This is a genomic window from Streptomyces sp. NPDC090127 (assembly GCF_044746945.1).
Taxonomy (GTDB): domain Bacteria; phylum Actinomycetota; class Actinomycetes; order Streptomycetales; family Streptomycetaceae; genus Streptomyces.
Map to the genome: position 1 here is coordinate 73,722 of NZ_JBIVDE010000006.1, position 19,725 is coordinate 93,446.

Consider the following 19,725-nt stretch of genomic DNA (forward strand, 5'->3'; position numbering starts at 1 on the left):
ATGAGGGGCAGGAACACCGGTCTCCCGAACAGCCGTGCTGAGGGCACCATGACCGACCCCTTCGGCTTCCTCCACATCCCCCGGCGACCGCCACCCTCCCGACCCCCCGACGAACGCGTCGGCGACTGGGACGAGGTGCACGCGGGTCAGCCGCTGTTGCCGGTCGTCTCCGCACAGGCGCGGCGCTGCATGGACTGCGGTGTGCCCTTCTGCCACGGTGGCTGCCCGCTCGGGAACCTCATTCCGGAATGGAACGTGTACGCCGCCCACGGCGACTGGGCCATGGCCTCCGAGCGGCTCCACGCCACCAACAACTTCCCCGAGTTCACCGGCCGGCTCTGCCCCGCCCCCTGCGAGGACGCGTGTGTGCTCGCGCTCACCGGCGAGCCCGTGACGATCAAGAACGTCGAGCAGGCCATCGCCGACCAGGCGTGGGCGCGCGGCCATGTGCGCCCCTTGCGGCCGACACGGGCCTCGGGCCGCTCGGTCGCCGTCCTGGGATCCGGGCCGGCGGGGCTCGCGGCGGCCCAACAACTCACCCGCGCCGGGCACGCGGTCACGGTCTACGAACGGGCCGACCGGGTCGGCGGGCTCCTCCGCTACGGCATACCGGACTTCAAGATGTCCAAGGAGCGACTGGACGACAGGATCGGGCAGATGGAGGACGAAGGGACGCGGTTCCGCCCCGGCGTCGATGTCGGCCGTGACCTGGACGCGGCCGACGTGAAGGCCGCGCACGATGCCGTGATCGTCGCCACCGGAGCGACGGAACCACGCGACATGGACTGCCCAGGACGGGAGTTGGGCGGCATCCATCACGCCATGGAGTACCTCACGGCCGCCAACCGCGCCATCGGCCCCCGCCCCGTGCCCGCGGCCCTCTCCGCGCGGGGCAAGGACGTCGTGATCGTCGGCGGGGGCGACACGGGCTCCGACTGCCTCGGCACCGCCCTGCGCCAGGAGGCGGCCTCCGTCGTCCAGATGGACGTCAACCCCCTGCCGGGCCACGACCGTACGGTCGACGAACCATGGCCGCTCGTCCATCCGAAGCTCTACCGGTCGTCCCACGCCCACGAGGAGGCGTGCGCCCGCGACGGCGCCGACCCCAGGGCCTTCTCCTCCGTCACCGTTCGCTTCGACGGTGACGTGTCGGGACAGGTCCTGGCAGTGGTGCTGAGCGAGGTCGAACCCACGGCCCGGCGCCCGCTCCCCGACACGGCCCGCGTCCTTCCGGCCCAACTGGTGCTGCTCGCGCTCGGTTTCCGCGGCCCCTGCCACGATCCCGGCCTGGTCGGCCCCCTGGGCCTCGCGCCCGACGGTCGGGGCGCCTTCGCCCGTACCCCGGACTTCGCGGCCCTGTCGTCCCCCGCGGCGGCGGGTGGGGAGTCCGAGGCGGCGGCCGGGGTGTTCGTCGCGGGCGACGCCGGGCGTGGTCCGTCTCTCGTCGTGTGGGCCATCGCCGAGGGCCGAGCGGCCGCCGCGGCGGCGGACCGGTACCTGCGCGGGGCCACCGAGCTTCCGGCCCCCATCAGGGCCACGGACCGCCCGCTCGCGTGACGGCCGCCGAGGCCCTCGCGGCGCTCGAGGCCCTCGCGGCGCTCGCGGCAGTCGCGGCAGGCGGCCACGACGGTCGGGACTGATGTGGGCGCGGGGGCGCGCCGGCGGCCCCGGACACGCCGGGCCCGGCACCACCGCCGCCCGGTCCGGTCATCCGAGCCCGCCACGGCTCCGAATCCCTCACACAGGATGTTTCGTCTCCGAGGAGCGGTCATGATCGTCACCGCACCACCCCTGTCGCCTCCCCCACCCACCGTGACCCGCCATGCCGTGGCCCTGCCCTGCTGCCTGCGCAGCCCGGCCGTCGCCCGCCGCATCGCGGCACGATGGCTGGATGCGGCCGGATGCGCCCACCCGGCCGACGCGGTCCTGATCGTCTCCGAGCTCGTCACCAACGCCGTACGCCACACCCGCGGCCCCTGCGAGCTGACCCTGACGGTCCAGGGCACCACCCTGGACGTCGCCGTCACCGACCACAGCGAGGAGCTCCCCGACCTCCACCGCCGTACGGGCGACCAGCGCGGCGGATTCGGCCTGGAGATCGTGCGCCGCCTGGGCGGCGCCATCACGGTGGTCCCCCGCCTCGGCGGCAAGACCGTGCACGTCGCCCTGCGGCTCAGCGCCCCGGCGCTCGACCGACGGGGGCCACCGTGAGGGGCGCCGCCCGCCCACGCCGGAGTCACCCGGCCGGCGCGGCCGTGCGGCGTGACCGCCCCATCGGCGGCAGAGTCGGATGCGGCGGCCGACACGTGGCCGGGCCGCCCGCCCGCACCGACCCTGCGTCCGACGACAAGAGGCCCGATGGGGAGCCACCATTGCCGCACGCATCCGAACCGGACGCCCACGTCGACACGCTCCTGCTCCGCGCGGCCGACGGTGACCGGGACGCGTTCGCCGGCGTCTACGACGCACTGGTCCGGCCGGTGATGGGGCTGGTGTGCCGGATCCTGCGGGACGTCGCACAGGCCGAGGAGGTGACGCAGGACGTCATGCTCGAGGTCTGGCGGACGGCGGACCGGTTCCGCCCCGACCGGGGCACGGCCAAGGCGTGGGTGCTCACCCTCGCCCACCGGCGGGCCGTGGACCGGGTGCGGACCGTCCGGGCGAGTACGGACCGCGAACGGCGCGCCGGGATGCTCTCGGCGGACCGGGACTTCGACCAGGTCGCCGAGACGGTCGCGGGCCACGACGAGCAGCGCCGCGTCCACCGCTGCCTGGCGGCCCTGGCCCGCCTCCAACGGGTGCCGCTGGTACTCGCCTACTACCAGGGCATGACCTACCTGGAGGTGGCCCGCTCCCTCTCCACCCCCGAGGGCACGGTGAAGTCCCGCATGCGCAACGGCCTCAAGCAGCTGCGCCACTGCCTGGAGGCCGGCTCATGACCACGCCGGAAGACGATCCCCACCTCGACGCCGCCGCGTACGTGCTGCACGCCCTCCCGGCCGCCGAGGAAGCCGCCTTCGAGAACCATCTCGCCGGCTGCCCGGCCTGCCGCCGTGAGGTCGCGGAGTTCGAGAGGACCGCCGCCCTGCTCGCCTCGGCCGAGGACGTCCCGCCACCCGAGGAGCTGCGCGCCCGCGTCATGGAAGAGGTCGCCCTCACCCCTCAGGACCGGAGCCACCACAGGCACGCGCCCCGCGGCCGGCGCGTCTGGCGTCTCGCGCTCGCCGCGAGCGTCGCGGCGGCGGCCGCGCTGGGCGCGGTCGCGGTCTGGCAGCACTCGGAGGCCGAGGACGCGCGCGCCCGGGCCACCCAGGCCGAGGCGCAGGCCAGCTCCGCGGGCCGCGCCTTCACCGACGTCCTCACCGCCCCCGACGCGACCGTGCACACCGGAAAGCTGGCCGACGGAGCCGACGTGGCGATCGTCGTCTCCCGCGACCAGGCCCGGGCCGCGTTCACCGCCCGCGACCTGCCGGACCTGCCGAGTGACAAGGTGTACGAACTCTGGTACGCCGCCGAGGCGGGCGACCTGCGCCCCGCGGGCCTGCTGGACAGCGCGGGCGACCGAGCGGCGCGGGTCCTCGAAGGCCCCCTGGGCAACGCGGTCGCCGTCGGCATCACCGTCGAACCGGCGGGTGGCTCGAACCAGCCCACCACCGAGCCCCTCGGCATCATCCCCATCGAGGCCTGAACCCGCTCACCCCACCCGGGACGGCACGGCGCCCCACGCCCCAGGCCCCCGACCGCCCGGCCCCCGGCCCCCGACCCCCAGCCAAGGCTCGCCTATGGAACCCATAAGCCCGCCTTATGAGGTCATAGACCGGGGGCGGGTACCGCCGCGCTTCCGGCGTTAATTAGGGTGACCTAAGTGACGACACCCATCGGTCGTCACGTCGCTTGCGAAGGGAACCCTGACATGCCCCGCCCCCTCCGGGTCGCGATCGTCGGCGCCGGCCCCGCCGGAATCTACGCCGCTGACGCGCTGCTGAAGTCCGAGGCCGCCGCCGAGCCGGGCGTGTCGATCGACATCTTCGAGCGGATGCCGGCCCCCTTCGGCCTGATCCGGTACGGCGTCGCGCCGGACCACCCGCGCATCAAGGGCATCATCACCGCCCTGCACCAGGTGCTCGACAAGCCGCAGGTCCGCCTCTTCGGCAACGTCGACTACGGCACCGACCTGCACCTGGACGACCTGCGGTCGTTCTACGACGCCGTCGTCTTCTCCACCGGCGCCATGGCCGACCGTGAGCTGAAGATCCCCGGCGTGGAGCTCGACGGCTCCTTCGGCGCCGCCGACTTCGCCTCCTGGTACGACGGCCACCCGGACGTGCCGCGCACCTGGGAGCTCTCGGCCGAGAAGGTCGCCGTGCTCGGCGTCGGCAACGTGGCGCTCGACATCGCGCGCATCCTCGCCAAGACGGCGGAGGAGCTGCTGCCGACCGAGATCCCGCCCAACGTCCACGAGGGGCTCAAGGCCAACAAGGCCGTCGAGATCCACGTCTTCGGCCGCCGCGGCCCGGCGCAGGCGAAGTTCAGCCCCATGGAGCTGCGCGAGCTGGACCACTCGCCGAACATCGAGGTCATCGTCAACCCCGAGGACATCGACTACGACGAGGGCTCGATCGCCGAGCGTCGCAAGAACAAGCAGACCGACATGGTCGCCAAGACCCTGGAGAACTGGGCGATCCGCGACGTCGGCGACCGCCCGCACAAGCTCTTCCTGCACTTCTTCGAGTCCCCCGTCGAGATCCTCGGCGAGGACGGCCGGGTCGTCGGGCTGCGCACCGAGCGCACCGCGCTCGACGGCACCGGCAACGTCACCTCCACCGGCGCGACCACCGACTGGGACGTCCAGGCCGTCTACCGCGCCGTCGGCTACCTCTCCGACGAGCTGCCCAAGCTGCCCTGGGACACCGCCAGCGGCACCGTCCCGGACGAGGGCGGCCGGGTCGTCGAGGAGGGCGGCGCGCACCTGGCGTCGACGTACGTCACCGGCTGGATCCGGCGCGGTCCGGTCGGCCTCATCGGCCACACCAAGGGCGACGCCAACGAGACGGTCGCCAACCTGCTGGACGACTTCGCCCACGGCCGGCTGCTCACGCCGGAGAACCCGGAGACCGACGCGGTCGTCGCCTTCCTGGAGGGCAAGGGCGTCACGTACACGACGTGGGAGGGCTGGTACGCCCTCGACGCCGCCGAGAAGGCGCTGGGCGAGCCCCAGGGCCGCGAGCGCGTGAAGATCGTCGAGCGTGCGGACATGCTGCGCGCGAGCGGCGTCGAACTCGCCTGACCCGTACGGCCCTCCACATGGGGCCCGACCGTACGAACGTCCCCGTACGGCCCTCCCCGTACGACCCCGCACACGACCGGGCCCGACGCGTCCTCGACGCGTCGGGCCCGTCCCGTTCCGTTCCCCGGCCGAAGCGGCACGCTCCCTACAGCAGCGTCCGTGCCGTGGCGAGCAGGCGGGCCGTGTCGTCGGCGCAGAGCGCGAGGGCGTTGCCCACGGTGTTCAGGACATCGCGCTCCGCGGGGCTGTACGCCCCGTCCGCGAGCGCGATCCGCGCGCCCTGGAGCAGGATCGACTCCCGCCCGGAGGCGGCCAGGTGGGGGGCGAGCGGCTCCAGGGCCTCGTGCAGCTCGATGGCGAGGGCGGCGCCCCCGCAGTCCGCGTCCGGCAGGAACCGGCCGGTGTCGGCGGCGAGCGCCTCGACCAGGTCGGTGAGCTGGACGCCGGTGCACTCGTCGTACCCGGCGGCCCGGACCGCCGCGACGGCGGTGTCCACGGCCGTACAGGACGAGGTTCCGCCCGCCGCGAGGACCGCGAGGGCGACGGTGTGCACGGCGTCCCGCAGCATCGCGCCGAAGCGGCTCGTCGTGGGGTGGTCGAGGGCGTCGGTGCCGAAGTGCGTGTGGCAGGCGGCGCATTCGACGACCGGGCCCGCCTGGCCCCGGGGCAGCAGCGGCACTCCGAGCACGGCGAACCGCCGACGTCCCGTCCGGCGGCGGTAGTTGCGGTCTCCCCCGCACTCCTCGCAGAAGAACTCGCCGTCCCCGACGGTGTTCCAGGAGGTACGAATGCCGCACAGGGTTACTTTTCGTCCGCGTGACTCCCGGGCAGACAGCACGCCGCACCTCCCTTGACCAACCGGCGACTTTGCCGACGTGGGGAGTGATGTTAGCCACATCCTTGATGTGGCGTCAGCACCCCGTCAGCAGATCGCCTCCGACTTGGCCGAGACGCGACACCGGAAGGCGGGCCCGCCCCGGTGGGCGGACCCGCCTTCCGGAGCGGATCGCTCAGTTTGACCTGAACGGGTGACGGGCGGTGCGAGGCCGCTCGTCGCCCGGTCAGCGCGCCGCGCGGTCAGAACGCCACGCGGTCAGAACGCCACGCGGTCAGCGCGCCGCGCGGTTGACCGCCGAGATGACGGCCTTCAGGGAGGCGCGGGTGGTGTTGGCGTCGATGCCGATGCCCCACAGGACCTGACCGTCGATGGCGCACTCGATGTACGAGGCGGCCTGCGCGGAGGCGCCCTCGCTCATCGTGTGCTCCTGGTAGTCCAGCAGTCGGGCGTCCACGCCGATCGCCTGCAGCGCGGCGAAGAAGGCGGAGATCGGACCGTTGCCGCTGCCGGTCAGGACGGTCTCGGCGCCGTCCACGACCGCCTCGACGGTCAGGGTGTCGGTGCCGTCGGTGTCCGAGGTGGTCTGGCCGGAGCGCAGCTGGATACGGCCCCAGGCGTTCTCCGGGTTCGGCAGGTACTCGTCCTGGAAGACCGACCAGATCGCGGCCGGGGTGACCTCGCCGCCCTCGGTGTCCGTCTTCTGCTGGATGATCTTCGAGAACTCGATCTGCATCCGGCGCGGCAGGTCCAGCTTGTGGTCGTTCTTCAGGACGTACGCGATACCGCCCTTGCCGGACTGCGAGTTGACCCGGATGACGGCCTCGTAGGAGCGGCCGACGTCCTTCGGGTCGATGGGCAGGTACGGCACCGCCCACTCGATCTCGTCCACGGTCTTGCCGGCGGCGGCCGCGTCGGCCTCCATGGCGTCGAAGCCCTTCTTGATGGCGTCCTGGTGGGAGCCGGAGAAGGCGGTGTAGACCAGGTCGCCCGCGTAGGGGTGGCGCGGGTGGACCTCCATCTGGTTGCAGTACTCGCTGGTGCGACGGATCTCGTCGATCTGCGAGAAGTCGATCTGCGGGTCGACGCCCTGCGAGAACAGGTTCATGCCCAGCGTCACCAGGTCGACGTTGCCGGTCCGCTCGCCCTGCCCGAACAGACAGCCCTCGATCCGGTCGGCACCGGCCATGATGGCCAGCTCGGCCGCCGCCACCGCCGTACCGCGGTCGTTGTGCGGGTGGACCGACAGGCAGATGTACGGGCGGCGGGTCAGGTTCCGGGACATCCACTCGAACCGGTCCGCGTGAGTGGACGGCGTCGAACGCTCCACGGTGGCGGGCAGGTTGAGGATGATCTCGCGGCCCTCCTCGGGCTGCCAGACGTCACAGACCGCCTCGCAGACCTCCAGGGCGAAGTCCAGCTCGGTGTCGGTGAAGATCTCCGGGCTGTACTGGTAGCCGAAGACCGTCTCGTCGCCCAGCAGCTTGTCCGCGTACTCCATGACCAGCCGGGTGCCGTCGACGGCGATCTGCTTGATGTCCTCCTTCGAGCCGCGGAAGACGACCCGGCGGAAGGTGGGCGCGGTGGCGTTGTACAGGTGGACGGTGGCGCGCTTGGCGCCGACCAGGGACTCCACGGTCCGCTCGATCAGGTCCTCGCGGGCCTGGGTCAGTACGGAGATGGTGACGTCGTCCGGGATCGCGCCCTCTTCGATGATGGAGCGCACGAAGTTGAAGTCGGTGTCACCGGAGGACGGGAAGCCGACCTCGATCTCCTTGTAGCCCATGCGCACCAGCAGGTCGAACATCTCGCGCTTGCGGGCGGGGCTCATCGGGTCGATCAGCGCCTGGTTGCCGTCGCGCAGATCGGTCGACAGCCAGCGGGGGGCCTGGGTGATGCGCTGCTCGGGCCAGCTGCGGTCGGGGATGTGCACGGCCTCGTAGCGGCCGTACTTGTGGACCGGCATCCCGGACGGCTTCTGCATCTGGGTGGCGTTGGTGATGGGCGTCGGGCGGCCAACGGGCTGGGACATTGCGTAGGGCTCCTCGGGTCCAACAAGGGGACGGCCGACTGTCGAACGCAACACCAGGTCCCGCGGGGAGGGGGTCGGCCTACGACTACAGGCCCTCGCCGCGGCAGCTAAGGAGAAGCAGCCCGAAACGCATGATGGCCGCAGCCTAGCTCAGGTCCGCGCAGCGCGGACATCTCGTTCCAGTATGCGGGACGGGCAGGGCGATCATAGGAAAGGGTGACGAATCACTCCATTTCGCGGATCCCGGTCGCCGCTAGTGACAGCTCGATGACGCAGTGCCACATTGCCGTCATGACCTCCCCTGCGTACGAACCCGCCCACCCGGTCTTCTGCACGATCGTGCCGCCGTACCTGCTGGAGCACCTGGCCCAGTCCGACAACCCGGCCGTCGCGGCCGCGGCCCGCCGCACCCTGGTCGCCGACGCCGCCAACCGGACCGGCCGCGCGCTGTCCCGGTCGGCCACGCCGTCGGCCGCGCGGCCGGCCGGGCCCGCCCGCCCCCGGCGCACGATCCACGACGCCCAGGGCGCCACGGCGCTGCCCGGCGTCACGGTCCGCGAGGAGGGCCAGGAGGCGACCGGGGACGCCACCGTCAACCGCGCGTACGCGGGGCTCGGCGCCACCTTCGACCTCCTCCTCAAGGCCTTCGGCCGGGACTCGATCGACGGCGCGGGGCTGCCCCTGATCGCGACCGTCCACTACGACCGGAACTACGGCAACGCCTTCTGGAACGGCGAGCAGATGGTGTTCGGCGACGGGGACGACGAGATCTTCCTCGACTTCACCCTGCCGGTGGACGTGATCGGCCACGAGCTGACGCACGGCTTCACGCAGTACACGGCGAACCTGGAGTACTTCAGCCAGTCCGGCGCGCTCAACGAGTCCGTCTCGGACGTCTTCGGCTCGCTGGTGAAGCAGTACACGCGCGGCCAGAGCGCCGACCAGGCCGACTGGCTGATCGGCGAGGGCCTGTTCCATCCGAACGTGGAGGGGACGGCGCTGCGCTCGATGAAGGCGCCGGGCACGGCCTACGACGACGACGTCCTCGGCAAGGACCCGCAGCCGGGCCACATGGACGACTACGTCCGCACGAGCCGGGACAACGGCGGGGTCCACATCAACTCCGGCATCCCGAACCACGCCTTCTACCTCGCGGCGACGGAGCTGGGCGGCCGGGCGTGGGAGCGGCCCGGGCAGATCTGGTACGACGTGATGACCGGTGGCGCGCTCACCCCCGAGACCCGGTTCTCCGAGTTCGCGGCGGCCACGGTGGCGGCGGCGAAGGCGCGGTACGGGGACGGGCCGGAGATCCAGGCCGTCCTGAAGGCGTGGGCGGCCGTCGGCGTACCGACCGACTGACCGGCGGACGGCGCGGCTGGTAGACCTGGGCCATGCGTATTCGAGTGCGGCGCACCGGCGGCTTCGCGGGCATCGAGCGGACGGCCGAGGTCGACACCTCGGCCGTCCCGGACGCCGGGGAGTGGCACACCCTGGCCGGCATGGTCCTGGAGGAGGGGGAGAGCGGCGGCCGGGGCGTGCCGGACGGCTTCTCGTACGAGATCACGATCGGCGACGCGACCGTCCGGTGTGCCGACCCGCGCCTGACGGACGCGCAACGCGCGCTGATCACGAGGGTGTTGAAGGAAGGGGCGTAGCGACCCGCCGATCTCCCTCGGCGGTCCGGGTGTCCGTGCGAGCATCCGAACCGTGAACCTTGATCATTCCTCTCTGCGGGGCTCGCGCTGGGGGTGGCTGGGGGCGTGCCTGCTCGCCGTCCTGGCCGCCTTCGCGCTCGTGCCCACCGCCTCCACCGCCGAGGCCGCGCCCATCGATCCCGAACTGTCCACCCCGTTCGCCGTCCGCACCGAGGGCTACACCTGCTTCCGGATCCCCGCGCTGGTGACGACCCGGTCGGGCGACCTCCTCGCCTTCGCCGAGGGCCGGGTCTCCGACTGCCAGGACGCCACGCACATCGACATCGTCATGAAGCGGTCCCGGGACGGCGGCGCGCACTGGGAGCCGCTGACCGTGATCGCCGGAGCGTCGGACACGCTCGCCAACGGCAACCCCGTACCGGTCGTGGACGCCGTCACCGGCCGCGTCTCGGTCATGTACGCCGCCAGCACCTGGACGCCCGCCACGCCGAAGAACAAGCGCGGCAAGCGCACTCTGCACGTCCTGAACAGCGTGGACGGCGGCGCCACCTGGACCGGCGGCGCGGCCCTCCCCCACCTGGTGGACCCGGACTGGACATGGACCTCGATCGGCCCCGGGCACGGCATCCAGCTCGGCCGGGGCCAGCGGCACGGCCGGCTCGTCATCCCGGGGGAGCACGAGAACGCCGAGCGCGCCGGCGCCCAGCTGTACGTGAGCGACGACGGCGGACTGACCTGGAGCACCGGCGCCTTCCACGACGCGACGACCGCCGTCCCGTTCCCGAGGGAGCTGTCGGTCGTCGAGCGGACCGACGGGACGCTGTACGTGAACGCGCGGAGCAGTGCCGAGTGCGGCTTCAACGAGCGGCGGCTCTCGGCGGTGGTCACGGACGGCGGCGCGAGCTTCACGGCCGCGGGCTTCACGCCGGTCGCCGGACTCGACTCACCGCCGGTCTACGGTTCGCTGCTGCGGCTGAGCGCCACGGACACGGGCGGCGCCGACGACCGGATCCTCTTCTCCGCTCCCCTCCGCTCCGGCGGCTCGACCGTCGAGGACCGTCGGGACCTCACCCTCCGCTCGGTGGACGAGAAGGGCGCCTGGTCGGCCAACGGCACGGTCGTCGTACCCGGGCTCGCGGGCTACTCCGACCTGACGCTGACGGCGCCGAAGACGGTCGGCATGCTCTACGAGACGGCCCAGTCGACCCCGCACGGGTCCATCCGCTTCACCGCCTTCACGGCGGACGACCTGGACGAGAACCAGACCCCGGTCCGCAGGCAGCGCACCCCTGACAGCGCGGGCGACCACACCGACTCGCCCACCGTCGTCGGCGCCCCCGTCCTCACCCCGCGCTCCACCGGCACGGCGCTCGCGTTCGACGGCACGGCCGACGCGCTGCGGACCACGAGCTGCTCCCCCGACCTCGCGGTCGGCTCCGGCGACTTCACCGTCACGGCGTGGTTCCGGTACACCGCGACCGGCGGCAACCACCCGATCCTGTGGGCGTACGGCATGGGCGACGACGCCCCGCAGTTCTGGCTGCGCGCGGAGCCTGGCGCCGACAAGATCCACGCGGTCGTGGACACCGGGACCGCGGCGGCCGCCGGGGTCTCCGTGGCCGGCGCCCACAACGACGGCCGGTGGCACTCGGTCGTCCTCACCCGGAAGGGGGCCCAGCTGAGGCTGTCGGTGGACGACGGCCCCGCGGCGACGAACGGGACGGCGGGCGGCGCGATCACCCCGCTGGGCGGCGCGCCGGCCACCACCCTCCACATCGGGGCGCGGCCGGACGGCCTCCAGCACTTCCAGGGCGCCCTCGGCGACCTCCGGCTCTTCGCGACCGCCCTGGACGCCGACCAGGCCGCCCAGGCCCGGGAGGGCGCCACGGTCACCGGCGCGGCGGAACGCGTCAGGCTCCGGATGGAGACCCTCGGCTAGGAAGTGTCCGCGTCGCGAGCCAGGCCGGACGTTCCGGACACGACCTAGGGGTGTCTTCTGGATCAGGCCGGTCAGAAGCCGAGCTTGCGGAGCTGCTTGGGGTCCCGCTGCCAGTCCTTCGCGACCTTCACGTGGAGGTCGAGGAAGACCGGGGTCCCGAGCAGCGCCTCGATGTGCTTGCGGGACTTCATCCCGACCTCCTTCAGGCGGCTGCCCTTGGGGCCGATGATGATCCCCTTCTGGCTGGGGCGCTCGATGTAGACGTTGGCGTGGATGTCGAGCAGCGGCTTGTCCGCCGGACGGTCCTCGCGCGGGATCATCTCCTCGACCACCACGGCGATCGAGTGCGGCAGCTCGTCCCGGACGCCTTCCAGCGCGGCCTCGCGGATCAGCTCCGCGACCATGACCATCTCCGGCTCGTCCGTGAGGTCGCCCTCCGGGTAGAGCGGCGGGGACTCCGGCAGCAGCGGGATCAACAGGTCCGCCACCAGCTGCACCTGCTTGTCGCCGACGGCCGAGACCGGCACGATCTCCTGCCACTCGAAGCCCAGCTCCTTGCCGAGCTGGTCGACGGCGATGAGCTGCTCGGCGAGCGTCTTGGAGTCGACCAGGTCGGTCTTGGTGATGATCGCGACCTTCGGGGTCTTCTTGATCCCGGCCAGCTCCTTGGCGATGAAGCGGTCGCCGGGGCCGAGCTTCTGGTCGGCGGGCAGACAGAAGCCGATCACGTCGACCTCGGCCCACGTCGTGCGCACGATGTCGTTCAGCCGCTCGCCGAGGAGCGTGCGCGGCTTGTGGAGGCCTGGCGTGTCCACCAGGATCAGCTGCGCGTCCGGCCGGTGCACGATGCCGCGCACGGTGTGCCGGGTGGTCTGGGGCCGGTTGGAGGTGATCGCCACCTTCTGGCCGACCAGAGCGTTCGTGAGGGTGGACTTGCCCGCGTTGGGGCGGCCGACGAAGCAGGCGAAGCCGGCCCGGTGGACGGCTTCGGATTCTTGGTTACGAGCGCTCATGGGGGCCATTCTCCCCGATGCGCGCCCCCCTCACGTACTCAGTGCCCCGCGAAGCCCGCGCGGCCCGTCCGGTCAGTCCCCCGCGAAGCCCGCGCGGCCCGCCCGTACCCGCCTCACCTGCAGCCCGATCAGCCCCGACGCCGCCCCTGCGAGCACCACCCCGGCGGCCAGCCAGGGCAGGGCGAGGAAAGAGGCGCGCCCGGACTCCCGTACGTCCTTGGCGGTGGCCGTGAGCGTCACCTCGCCCCAGTCGAACTGCGGGGCGCCGGTCCACCGCTCCGTCAGCCGGATCTTCTGCCGGGGCAGCAGCTCGGAGGGGATCCTCGCCAGGTCGCGGGCGAGCAGGGTGCGGCCGAAGACACCCTCGGCGCGCAGGGCGACCTTGGGATTGAGGGTGACGTTCCCCCGGTTGTGGAGGGTGTACGAGACGACGGCGGTGGACGGGCCCGCGCCGGGGACGAGCGGCCGGTCCTGGTCGAGGGTGACGTCCTCGACGGCCAGGGCGGGGACGGTGGGGCCGTTGACCCGGAGGTAGACCCGGGCGCCGACGGCACGCTGGACGCCGACGGCGACCGAGCCGCCGCCGGCCTCGATCCGCTCGTCGAGGGCGACGACGGCGCCGGGGTGGTCGCCCGGCTCGGCGCCCTCGGGGACGGTGAGGGTGTACGGCACGGTGACGGCGGAGCGGGGCGGGACGGTCACACGGGTGCGCTCGGGTGTGATCCACGCTCCGGCGCCGGTCTGCTTCTCCTGGCTGGTGCGGACGGCGAAGCCGCCGTCGCGCTCGGTGTTGTAGGCGTCGGCGCCGTAGAGCCGGAAGGTCAGCGGGGCCCCGGTCTTGTTGGCGACGGTGACCTGGTCCTTCACGGTCGTGCCGGGGTCGGCGGAGAGGTAGAAGTACGGGCGGCTGCCGAGCTCGGACGCGGCCGGGTAGACGGCCCACTCGCCGTTCTCGGCGGCCTGCGCGCCGGGCGCTCCGATCAGCACGAGCGCGGCCGCGAGGAGGGTGGCGTACAGCTTGCTGCGCACGGTGCGGGGCCTCCGGGGTTCGGAGCGGGCCGACCGGGTGCGCGCCCGGCCCGCTGGGGTGCTTGCTGCTGCTCAGCCGGCGTCGCCCGACGCGGTCAGCTGAGGGTGAGCGTCAGGACGCCCGCGTACGCACCGGGCGCGGTGAACGCCGGGACGTCGAGCGAGACCGCGGCGTCGACGGTGAACTCACCGCCGGTGAGCGTGCCGTTCGGGGTCGAGGCGAGGGTCGCCCCGGCCCCGCCGACCGGGCCCGCCGAGCCGGGTGCGCAGGTGCTGGGGCTACCGGCCTTGGTGGTGCAGGCCGGGGTCCAGCTGAGCGCGCCGGCGCCGATGGAGCCGCCGGGGCCGGTGAAGTCGGTGACCTTGCCGGTCAGGGACCAGCCCGCGGGGCCGCCGCGGAAGTCCTTGACCGTTACCGTCCGCAGATCGCCGGTCGCCGCGCCGCCCTGACCGAAGTCGACGGACGACAGCTGGACGGCGTCACCGGCCTGGGTCATCGACAGTTCGCCCGCCGTGACCGAGACGTTGAGCTTCTGGCTGTTCGGCGGCTGCGGGGTGTCGTCGACGACGGTGTACGCGGCCGGTCCGGCGCCCTTCTCCGGGTCCCAGGCCGCCCCCTCGTACGCCACGATCCCGGTGGTCGCCTTGTCGTTGACCTTCAGGCGGGCGGCGAACCCGCCCTCGCTGTCGGTCGTGACGGTCATCCTGTCGGCGGTCTCCGCCGCGCCGGCCCGGCCGACGACGGTGACCTCGGCGAGCGGGGTGAACCTGGCGCCGGTCACGGTGACCCGGACGCCGGGTGCGCCGGAGGCCGCGTCGAGCGAGACGCTCCGCTCGTTGGCGCCGGGCTGCGCGCTCGCGACGACCGTCTGGGAGACGGGGGCGGGCGGGTTGAGGACCGTGCAGGGGGTGTCCAGCTCCATGATGTAGCTGGTGTGGATGTTGTAGTCACCGGGCGAGAGGCTGATCGAGCCGGGCGCGGTGACCGTGAAGGTGCCGGTCATCGAGAACGACGGGAAGGCGCCCTTGCCCGGCACGGGCGGGTTCTTCTTCTGCCCGGTGACGGTGACCGCGCCGGTCTGGGCGCCGCCGAGGGTGACCTTGCCGGTCGGGGTCATGATGTCGGCGGGCAGGGCCAGGTCGACGGGGTTCGAGGCGGCCGGCTTGGTGACGGTGTACGTCACCGCCACGGTGTCGCCGACCTTGGGCGTGGGGTTGTCGACCGTGATCCGGGCCTTCGTGGTGCCCTCGATGGGCGGGATGCCGGCGATCGGCGGCGGGACGCAGCGGGTGGGGAACTCCACCTCCTGCGACGCGGTCCCCAACGCGCCGGCCGGGGCCGCCAGTGCGCCGCCCGCGGCGAGCACGAGGGCGGTGGCGCCGAGGGCGGCGGTCCAGCGCCGTCTTCGGGTCCGGGTCCGGGTGGGCGAAAGTGCCATGTGTGCCCCCTCCTGAGGGATGAGAGGGCGCCATTGACGGCCGCGCGCCAGGAGAAGTCAATGGAATCGAAATGCGCCGACTGATGTACCGTCAGGTACTGTCAAGATCGGCGTTCTTGCTGGTCAGGCGCGTGCGCAGCACAGGTACCGGCGCCGCCTGAGGCGACGCCGGCGAAGGTGCGTACGAGATCGAGCTAGAAGACGAACGGGCCGGGCGACTGCGAGGTGACCGCGTCACAGTTCACGGTCACACCGAAGATCGTCATCTTGAGCGCGACGCCCGCGAAGTACGAGTTGAGACTGTCGCCGGCGGCCACCGTCCCGTTCATCGGGCCGATGGTGACGGACTGGTTCGCCGCCAGGGCCGGGTTCTTCTGGCCGCTGAACAGGCGGGTCCCGCCGCCGCCCTTGGCCATCGTCAGCTGGGCGTTGATGGTGTCGGCCCCGACCGCGACCGGCGTCTTGACGGCCGAGGTGAGGGTGATCGTCGCGGCGGTGCCGCTCTGCGTGGCCTGGAGGGTGGCGAGCCCGCCGCCCCAGATCCCGCAGTCGTACGTGGCGGTGGCGGTGCCCGGCGTCACGGCGCCGACCGCCGGAGCGAAGGCGAGTCCGGTCACGGCGAGCGCGCCCGCGAGGACCGCACCGACTCCTAATCTTCCCCTGTTGCTGCCTCTCATGAGGTCGTACCCCTTCCCGATGAAGCACGCAGGGGTGCGGACGCTGCGTGAAGGCGTGGATCTGACGGTCCGTCGGACCGGCCGCTGTCATTGACGCGCAACGAGCCGGGGAAGACAAGAGACGTTCCGTTGATTCTTCACAAGCGCGCAAAGGGGGCCCGGCGCGCTGCCGGGCCCCCTTCATGCGTGCGTCGGGCCTCAGCCCGCCGTGACCGCCGCGCGCAGCTGCCCGTCCGGTCCGGCGAGCAGCACCGGGGTCTCGGGGCCGCCGAGGTCGCGCACCGCCGCGCGGTCCGCGTCCGAGGCGGCCTCCGCGTTCGAGACGACGGCCGCCGCCTCCAGGGACCGGGCCCCGCTGGCCACGGCCATCGCGACCGCGGTCTGGAGCGCGCTCAGCTTGAGCGACTCCAGGGCCACGGTCCCGGCCACATAGGTGCGGCCGGTCTCGTCCCGTACCGCGGCCCCCTCGGGCACACCGTTACGGGCGCGGGCGCTGCGCGCCAGCGTGATGATCTTGAGGTCCTCGGCGCCGAGGTCGCCGTGGTCGGGCTGCATCGTCATGGACCGAGGATAGGTCGGGGCCGGGCGTCAGCTCTGGGCGCCCTTGACGAACTTGTCGGTGGCGGTCTTGGCGAGCGCGTCGAAGTCCTTCTTCCCGGCGGCGTCGGCGAGGTGCAGGAAGCGCATGACGCCGGTGCCCTGGCGGACCACGATGAGGTTCGGCTCGATCTTCATGCCGGGCCCGATCTCGATCGAGAGCCGGAAGGCGAGCGCCTCCTCGGCCCCCTGCGGGGCGGTGATCTTCTTCACCTCGGTCTTCATCTTGTTGCCTTCGGCATCGGCGGTGAAGGTCGGGCAGGCGTCCAGTGCGGCGCCGAGCTTCTTGACGTAGTCCGCCGCTCCGGTGCCGTCGAAGGTGACGACCTCTTCGGTGATCTCGGAGTCGTTGTTGCCCACCGCGAAGTCGGCGGTCGCGCCCTTGGTCGCGCCGGCGATGTCGCCGCCCAGCATGGGGGCGAGCACGTCGCACTCAGCCTTGTCGATCTTGTAGACGGCCGAGGAGTCCTCGTGCTTGGTGGTCTTCCAACCCGACGGCAGGTCCTTCAGCTCCAGGACGCCGGCCTTCATCTGCGCGGCCGTCAGCGGCGTGGCGGGCGCCGGGGCGGCCGACGTGGTCTGCGCGGCGGACGGCTTGTCGGCGGCCTTGTCCTTGCCGGAGTCCTTCGCGCCGTCCGAGCCGCCGCACGCGGCGACGAGGGAGAGCGTGGAGACGGTGAGAGCGGCCGCCAGGCCGTGGCGGAAGCGAGTGCGCATGGTGCGAAATCCCCTTGTGGGTGCGAGCGTCGTGTGGCGACCTCAACCGGTGGGGGGAGAGCGGACGGGTCCTCAGGAGGATACGGCAGCGGTCGGACGCCCGTCCGCAGGGACCACCATCCGGGCCGCTCAGCCCGCGATCGGGTACATCGCCCCGCGCCGCCCCTCCGGGGAGACCAGCCAGGTCAGCTTCGCCTCGGTGTCCGCGACCGGCAGCGGGGCGTGCAGGACGATGGTCAGGTCGGGCCGGGCGGGCACCCTCAACTGCGTCGCCTCCAGATGGAGTTCGCCGACGACCGGATGCCCGATCTCCTTGCGGACCTGACCGCCCGGGGCGATGTCCCGGCGCGCCCACAGCGCCGCGAACTCCTCGCTCGCCGCCTTCGCCTCCTCCACCACCGCACGGAAGCCGTCGTCGTCCGGGCAGTCCGAGCAGGCGGCCCGGAACTGGGCGACGACCTGCGGGGCGAGGCGCTCCCAGTCGGCGATGCGGGAGCGGTAGAGCGGGTCGGTGAAGAAGGAGATGAGGCAGTTCTGCGAGGTCTCGGGCCGCATGCCGAGGACGAGCGACGCCGACTCGTTGTACATGACCGCGTTCCAGTACACGTCCATGATGTGCGCCGGGAAGGGCATCCACGCGTCGATCAGCCGACGCAGCCCCGCACACATGTCACGCGCCGCCGGATCGACCTCGGGCGCGGGCGGGTTGAGGGCGGCCAGGACGTACAGATGGCGCCGTTCGGCCGGGCTGAGCCGCAGCACGCGGGCGACCGCGTCGAGGACCTGCGGGGAGACCGTGATGTCCCGGCCCTGCTCCAGCCACTGGTACCAGGAGACGCCGACGCCCGCGAGGACGGCGACCTCCTCACGGCGCAGGCCGGGCGTACGCCGGCGGGCCCCGCCGTCCGGGAGCCCCGCCTCGACCGGGGTGACCCGGGCCCGACGGCTCATCAGGAACGCGCGCAGTTCGCCCAGCCGATGCGACTTGGCGGCATCGCTCTCGACCGCTGTGGCCACGGTGTGCGTCCTCCCCCTGGATGCCTGGTGGTACGACCAACAGGATAAGTTCCCGCTCCCCACGGATGTTCCCGCCCGCCGAGGGTGGTGGCCATGGCAACGACCCTCACTCCCCCGGCCACCGCCCCGGCCCCGCCGGCCCTGACCGGCCGCTCCCGGCTCGTCCTCTTCGTGCTGTGCGCCGCCCAGTTCATGGTGGCGCTCGACTTCTCCGTCCTGAACGTGGCGCTGCCCGTGCTCGGCGCCGACCTCGGGCTGAGCCGGTCCGCGCTCCAGTGGGCGGTGACCGCCTTCGCGCTGCCGTCCGGCGGATTCCTGCTGCTCTTCGGCCGGATCGGCGACCTGTACGGGCGCAAGAAGCTGTTCCTCGCCGGCCTGGCCCTCTTCGGCGCGGCGTCGCTGCTCGCCACGTTCGCCTGGGACCCGGCCTCGTTCCTGACCGCGCGGGCCCTGCAGGGCCTCGGCGCGGCGGCGATCGTGCCGACCGGCATGTCCCTGCTGACCACGACCTTCCCCGAGGGCCCGCAGCGGGCCCGGGCCCTGGGCATCTCCGGGACGCTGATGTCCCTGGGCTTCACCGTCGGCATGGTGCTCGGCGGGGTCATGACCGACACCCTCGGCTGGCGCTCGACGATGGGGCTGCTCGCCCTGTTCTCCCTGATCGTGCTGCCGCTCGCGCCCGGTGTGCTGCGCGAGTCGCGGACCGCCGACCGGCCGCGCCTGGACGTGCCGGGCGCGGTGACGGTGACCGGCGGGCTGCTCGCCGTGATCTACGCCCTGACGACGGCGGCCGAGCGCGGCTTCGGCGGCGCGGACGTCCTGGTCGCCCTGGTGGGCGGGGTGGTGCTGCTCGCGGCCTTCGTGGCGGTGGAGTCCCGGCACGAGTCGCCGCTGGTCTCGCTGCCGATGCTGCGCCGGCGGACGGTGGCCTTCGGCAACCTGGGCGGGCTCGTCACCTTCTCGATGATGTCCACGGTCGTCTTCGTGCTGACTCTGTACCTCCAGGAGACCCTGGGCCTGTCGGCCTTCGGCACCGGCCTGGTCTTCGGCGTGCAGGGCGTCCTGTCGGTGCTCGCCGGGTCGATGGCGTCGAAGCTCATCGGCCGGTTCGGCGCCCAGCGCACGCTGGCGGTCTCCCTGCTCGGCCAGGGCCTGTTCGTGGCGACGCTGCTGGGCCTCGGCACGGAGTCGGGCGCGGTGTTCGCGACGGTCGGCGTCTCACTGGCGAGCATGTGCCACCTGGCCGCGATCATCTCGTACGGCGTGACCGTCACCTCCGGCGTCCCCGACGAGGAGCAGGGCCTGGCGACCGGCCTGGTGACGACGACCCAGCAGGTCGGCCTCACCGTCGGCATCCCGCTCCTCGGCGTCCTCGCGACGACCGGCCCGAGCCTGTACGACGGGGTGCGCACGGTCCTCGCCGTGGACGCGGCGATCGTGGTGGCGGCCGCCCTGGTGGTCGGGCTCGGGCTGCGGCGGAGGGCCTGA

Annotated in this window: 18 protein-coding genes; 9 read left to right on the plus strand and 9 right to left on the minus strand. The window is 72.6% G+C overall.

Annotation, left to right across the window (positions count from 1 at the left end; genetic code table 11):
• Positions 1-48 precede the first annotated feature (48 nt).
• The 5 genes from ACIPPS_RS22395 (at position 49) to ACIPPS_RS22415 (ending at position 5,287) form a co-directional block, all read left to right on the plus strand.
• The gene (locus ACIPPS_RS22395; RefSeq protein WP_401434829.1) at positions 49-1,557 is read left to right on the plus strand and encodes a glutamate synthase subunit beta; all 1,509 of its coding nucleotides are present in this window, start codon (positions 49-51) and stop codon (positions 1,555-1,557) included.
• A gap of 213 nt (positions 1,558-1,770) precedes the next feature.
• Complete coding sequence (locus ACIPPS_RS22400; protein WP_401434831.1) at positions 1,771-2,211, plus strand: ATP-binding protein; 441 nt, start codon at positions 1,771-1,773, stop codon at positions 2,209-2,211.
• Between the two features lie 161 nt (positions 2,212-2,372).
• Positions 2,373-2,939, plus strand: a complete 567-nt coding sequence (gene sigK / locus ACIPPS_RS22405) for an ECF RNA polymerase sigma factor SigK (RefSeq protein ID WP_401434833.1) — start codon at positions 2,373-2,375, stop codon at positions 2,937-2,939.
• Positions 2,936-3,688, plus strand: coding sequence for an anti-sigma factor domain-containing protein (locus tag ACIPPS_RS22410; protein WP_401434836.1), 753 nt, complete (start codon positions 2,936-2,938; stop codon positions 3,686-3,688). Before sigK ends, ACIPPS_RS22410 begins: the two co-directional genes overlap by 4 nt.
• Positions 3,689-3,913: 225 nt before the next feature.
• A complete protein-coding gene (locus ACIPPS_RS22415) occupies positions 3,914-5,287 on the plus strand; it encodes an FAD-dependent oxidoreductase (RefSeq protein WP_401434839.1) in 1,374 nt (457 codons plus the stop codon).
• A gap of 145 nt (positions 5,288-5,432) precedes the next feature.
• Here the strand turns inward: ACIPPS_RS22415 and ACIPPS_RS22420 are convergent, their stop codons facing one another.
• Positions 5,433-6,125, minus strand: a complete 693-nt coding sequence (locus tag ACIPPS_RS22420) for a TerB family tellurite resistance protein (RefSeq protein WP_401434841.1) — start codon at positions 6,123-6,125, stop codon at positions 5,433-5,435.
• Between the two features lie 271 nt (positions 6,126-6,396).
• Positions 6,397-8,154 carry a 2-isopropylmalate synthase gene (gene leuA / locus ACIPPS_RS22425; RefSeq protein WP_401434843.1) on the minus strand — a complete coding sequence of 586 codons (1,758 nt, stop codon included), beginning with the start codon at positions 8,152-8,154 and terminating at the stop codon, positions 6,397-6,399.
• A 291-nt stretch (positions 8,155-8,445) separates the two neighbouring features.
• On the opposite strand from leuA, the gene ACIPPS_RS22430 reads away from it, so the two are divergent.
• Genes ACIPPS_RS22430 through ACIPPS_RS22440 form a run of 3 tightly spaced genes read left to right on the plus strand, consistent with a single transcriptional unit; the run spans position 8,446 to position 11,748 of the window.
• A complete protein-coding gene (locus ACIPPS_RS22430; protein WP_401434845.1) occupies positions 8,446-9,513 on the plus strand; it encodes a M4 family metallopeptidase in 1,068 nt (355 codons plus the stop codon).
• Between the two features lie 32 nt (positions 9,514-9,545).
• Complete coding sequence (locus ACIPPS_RS22435; protein WP_401434848.1) at positions 9,546-9,809, plus strand: protealysin inhibitor emfourin; 264 nt, start codon at positions 9,546-9,548, stop codon at positions 9,807-9,809.
• Between the two features lie 52 nt (positions 9,810-9,861).
• Entirely contained in the window at positions 9,862-11,748 is a 1,887-nt protein-coding gene (locus ACIPPS_RS22440) for an exo-alpha-sialidase (protein ID WP_401434850.1), read from the plus strand.
• 71 nt (positions 11,749-11,819) lie between these two features.
• Here ACIPPS_RS22440 and era read toward each other — a convergent pair whose 3' ends face one another.
• From era to ACIPPS_RS22475, 7 genes are all read right to left on the minus strand, one after another.
• Positions 11,820-12,770 carry a GTPase Era gene (era, locus tag ACIPPS_RS22445; RefSeq protein ID WP_401434853.1) on the minus strand — a complete coding sequence of 317 codons (951 nt, stop codon included), beginning with the start codon at positions 12,768-12,770 and terminating at the stop codon, positions 11,820-11,822.
• Positions 12,771-12,833: 63 nt separating this feature from the next.
• Positions 12,834-13,790 carry a WxL protein peptidoglycan domain-containing protein gene (locus ACIPPS_RS22450; protein ID WP_401434856.1) on the minus strand — a complete coding sequence of 319 codons (957 nt, stop codon included), beginning with the start codon at positions 13,788-13,790 and terminating at the stop codon, positions 12,834-12,836.
• 95 nt (positions 13,791-13,885) lie between these two features.
• Complete coding sequence (locus ACIPPS_RS22455) at positions 13,886-15,229, minus strand: beta-xylosidase (protein WP_401434858.1); 1,344 nt, start codon at positions 15,227-15,229, stop codon at positions 13,886-13,888.
• A 194-nt stretch (positions 15,230-15,423) separates the two neighbouring features.
• Complete coding sequence (locus ACIPPS_RS22460) at positions 15,424-15,906, minus strand: hypothetical protein (protein ID WP_401434861.1); 483 nt, start codon at positions 15,904-15,906, stop codon at positions 15,424-15,426.
• 198 nt (positions 15,907-16,104) lie between these two features.
• Positions 16,105-16,467 (minus strand): cytidine deaminase, encoded by a 363-nt coding sequence (locus ACIPPS_RS22465; RefSeq protein ID WP_401434864.1) that lies wholly within the window; start codon positions 16,465-16,467, stop codon positions 16,105-16,107.
• A 27-nt stretch (positions 16,468-16,494) separates the two neighbouring features.
• Positions 16,495-17,220, minus strand: a complete 726-nt coding sequence (locus tag ACIPPS_RS22470; RefSeq protein WP_401434866.1) for a hypothetical protein — start codon at positions 17,218-17,220, stop codon at positions 16,495-16,497.
• 129 nt (positions 17,221-17,349) lie between these two features.
• Entirely contained in the window at positions 17,350-18,237 is an 888-nt protein-coding gene (locus ACIPPS_RS22475; RefSeq protein ID WP_401434869.1) for a helix-turn-helix transcriptional regulator, read from the minus strand.
• 93 nt (positions 18,238-18,330) lie between these two features.
• On the opposite strand from ACIPPS_RS22475, the gene ACIPPS_RS22480 reads away from it, so the two are divergent.
• Positions 18,331-19,725: an MFS transporter gene (locus ACIPPS_RS22480; RefSeq protein WP_401434872.1), complete on the plus strand. Its 1,395-nt coding sequence runs from the start codon at positions 18,331-18,333 to the stop codon at positions 19,723-19,725.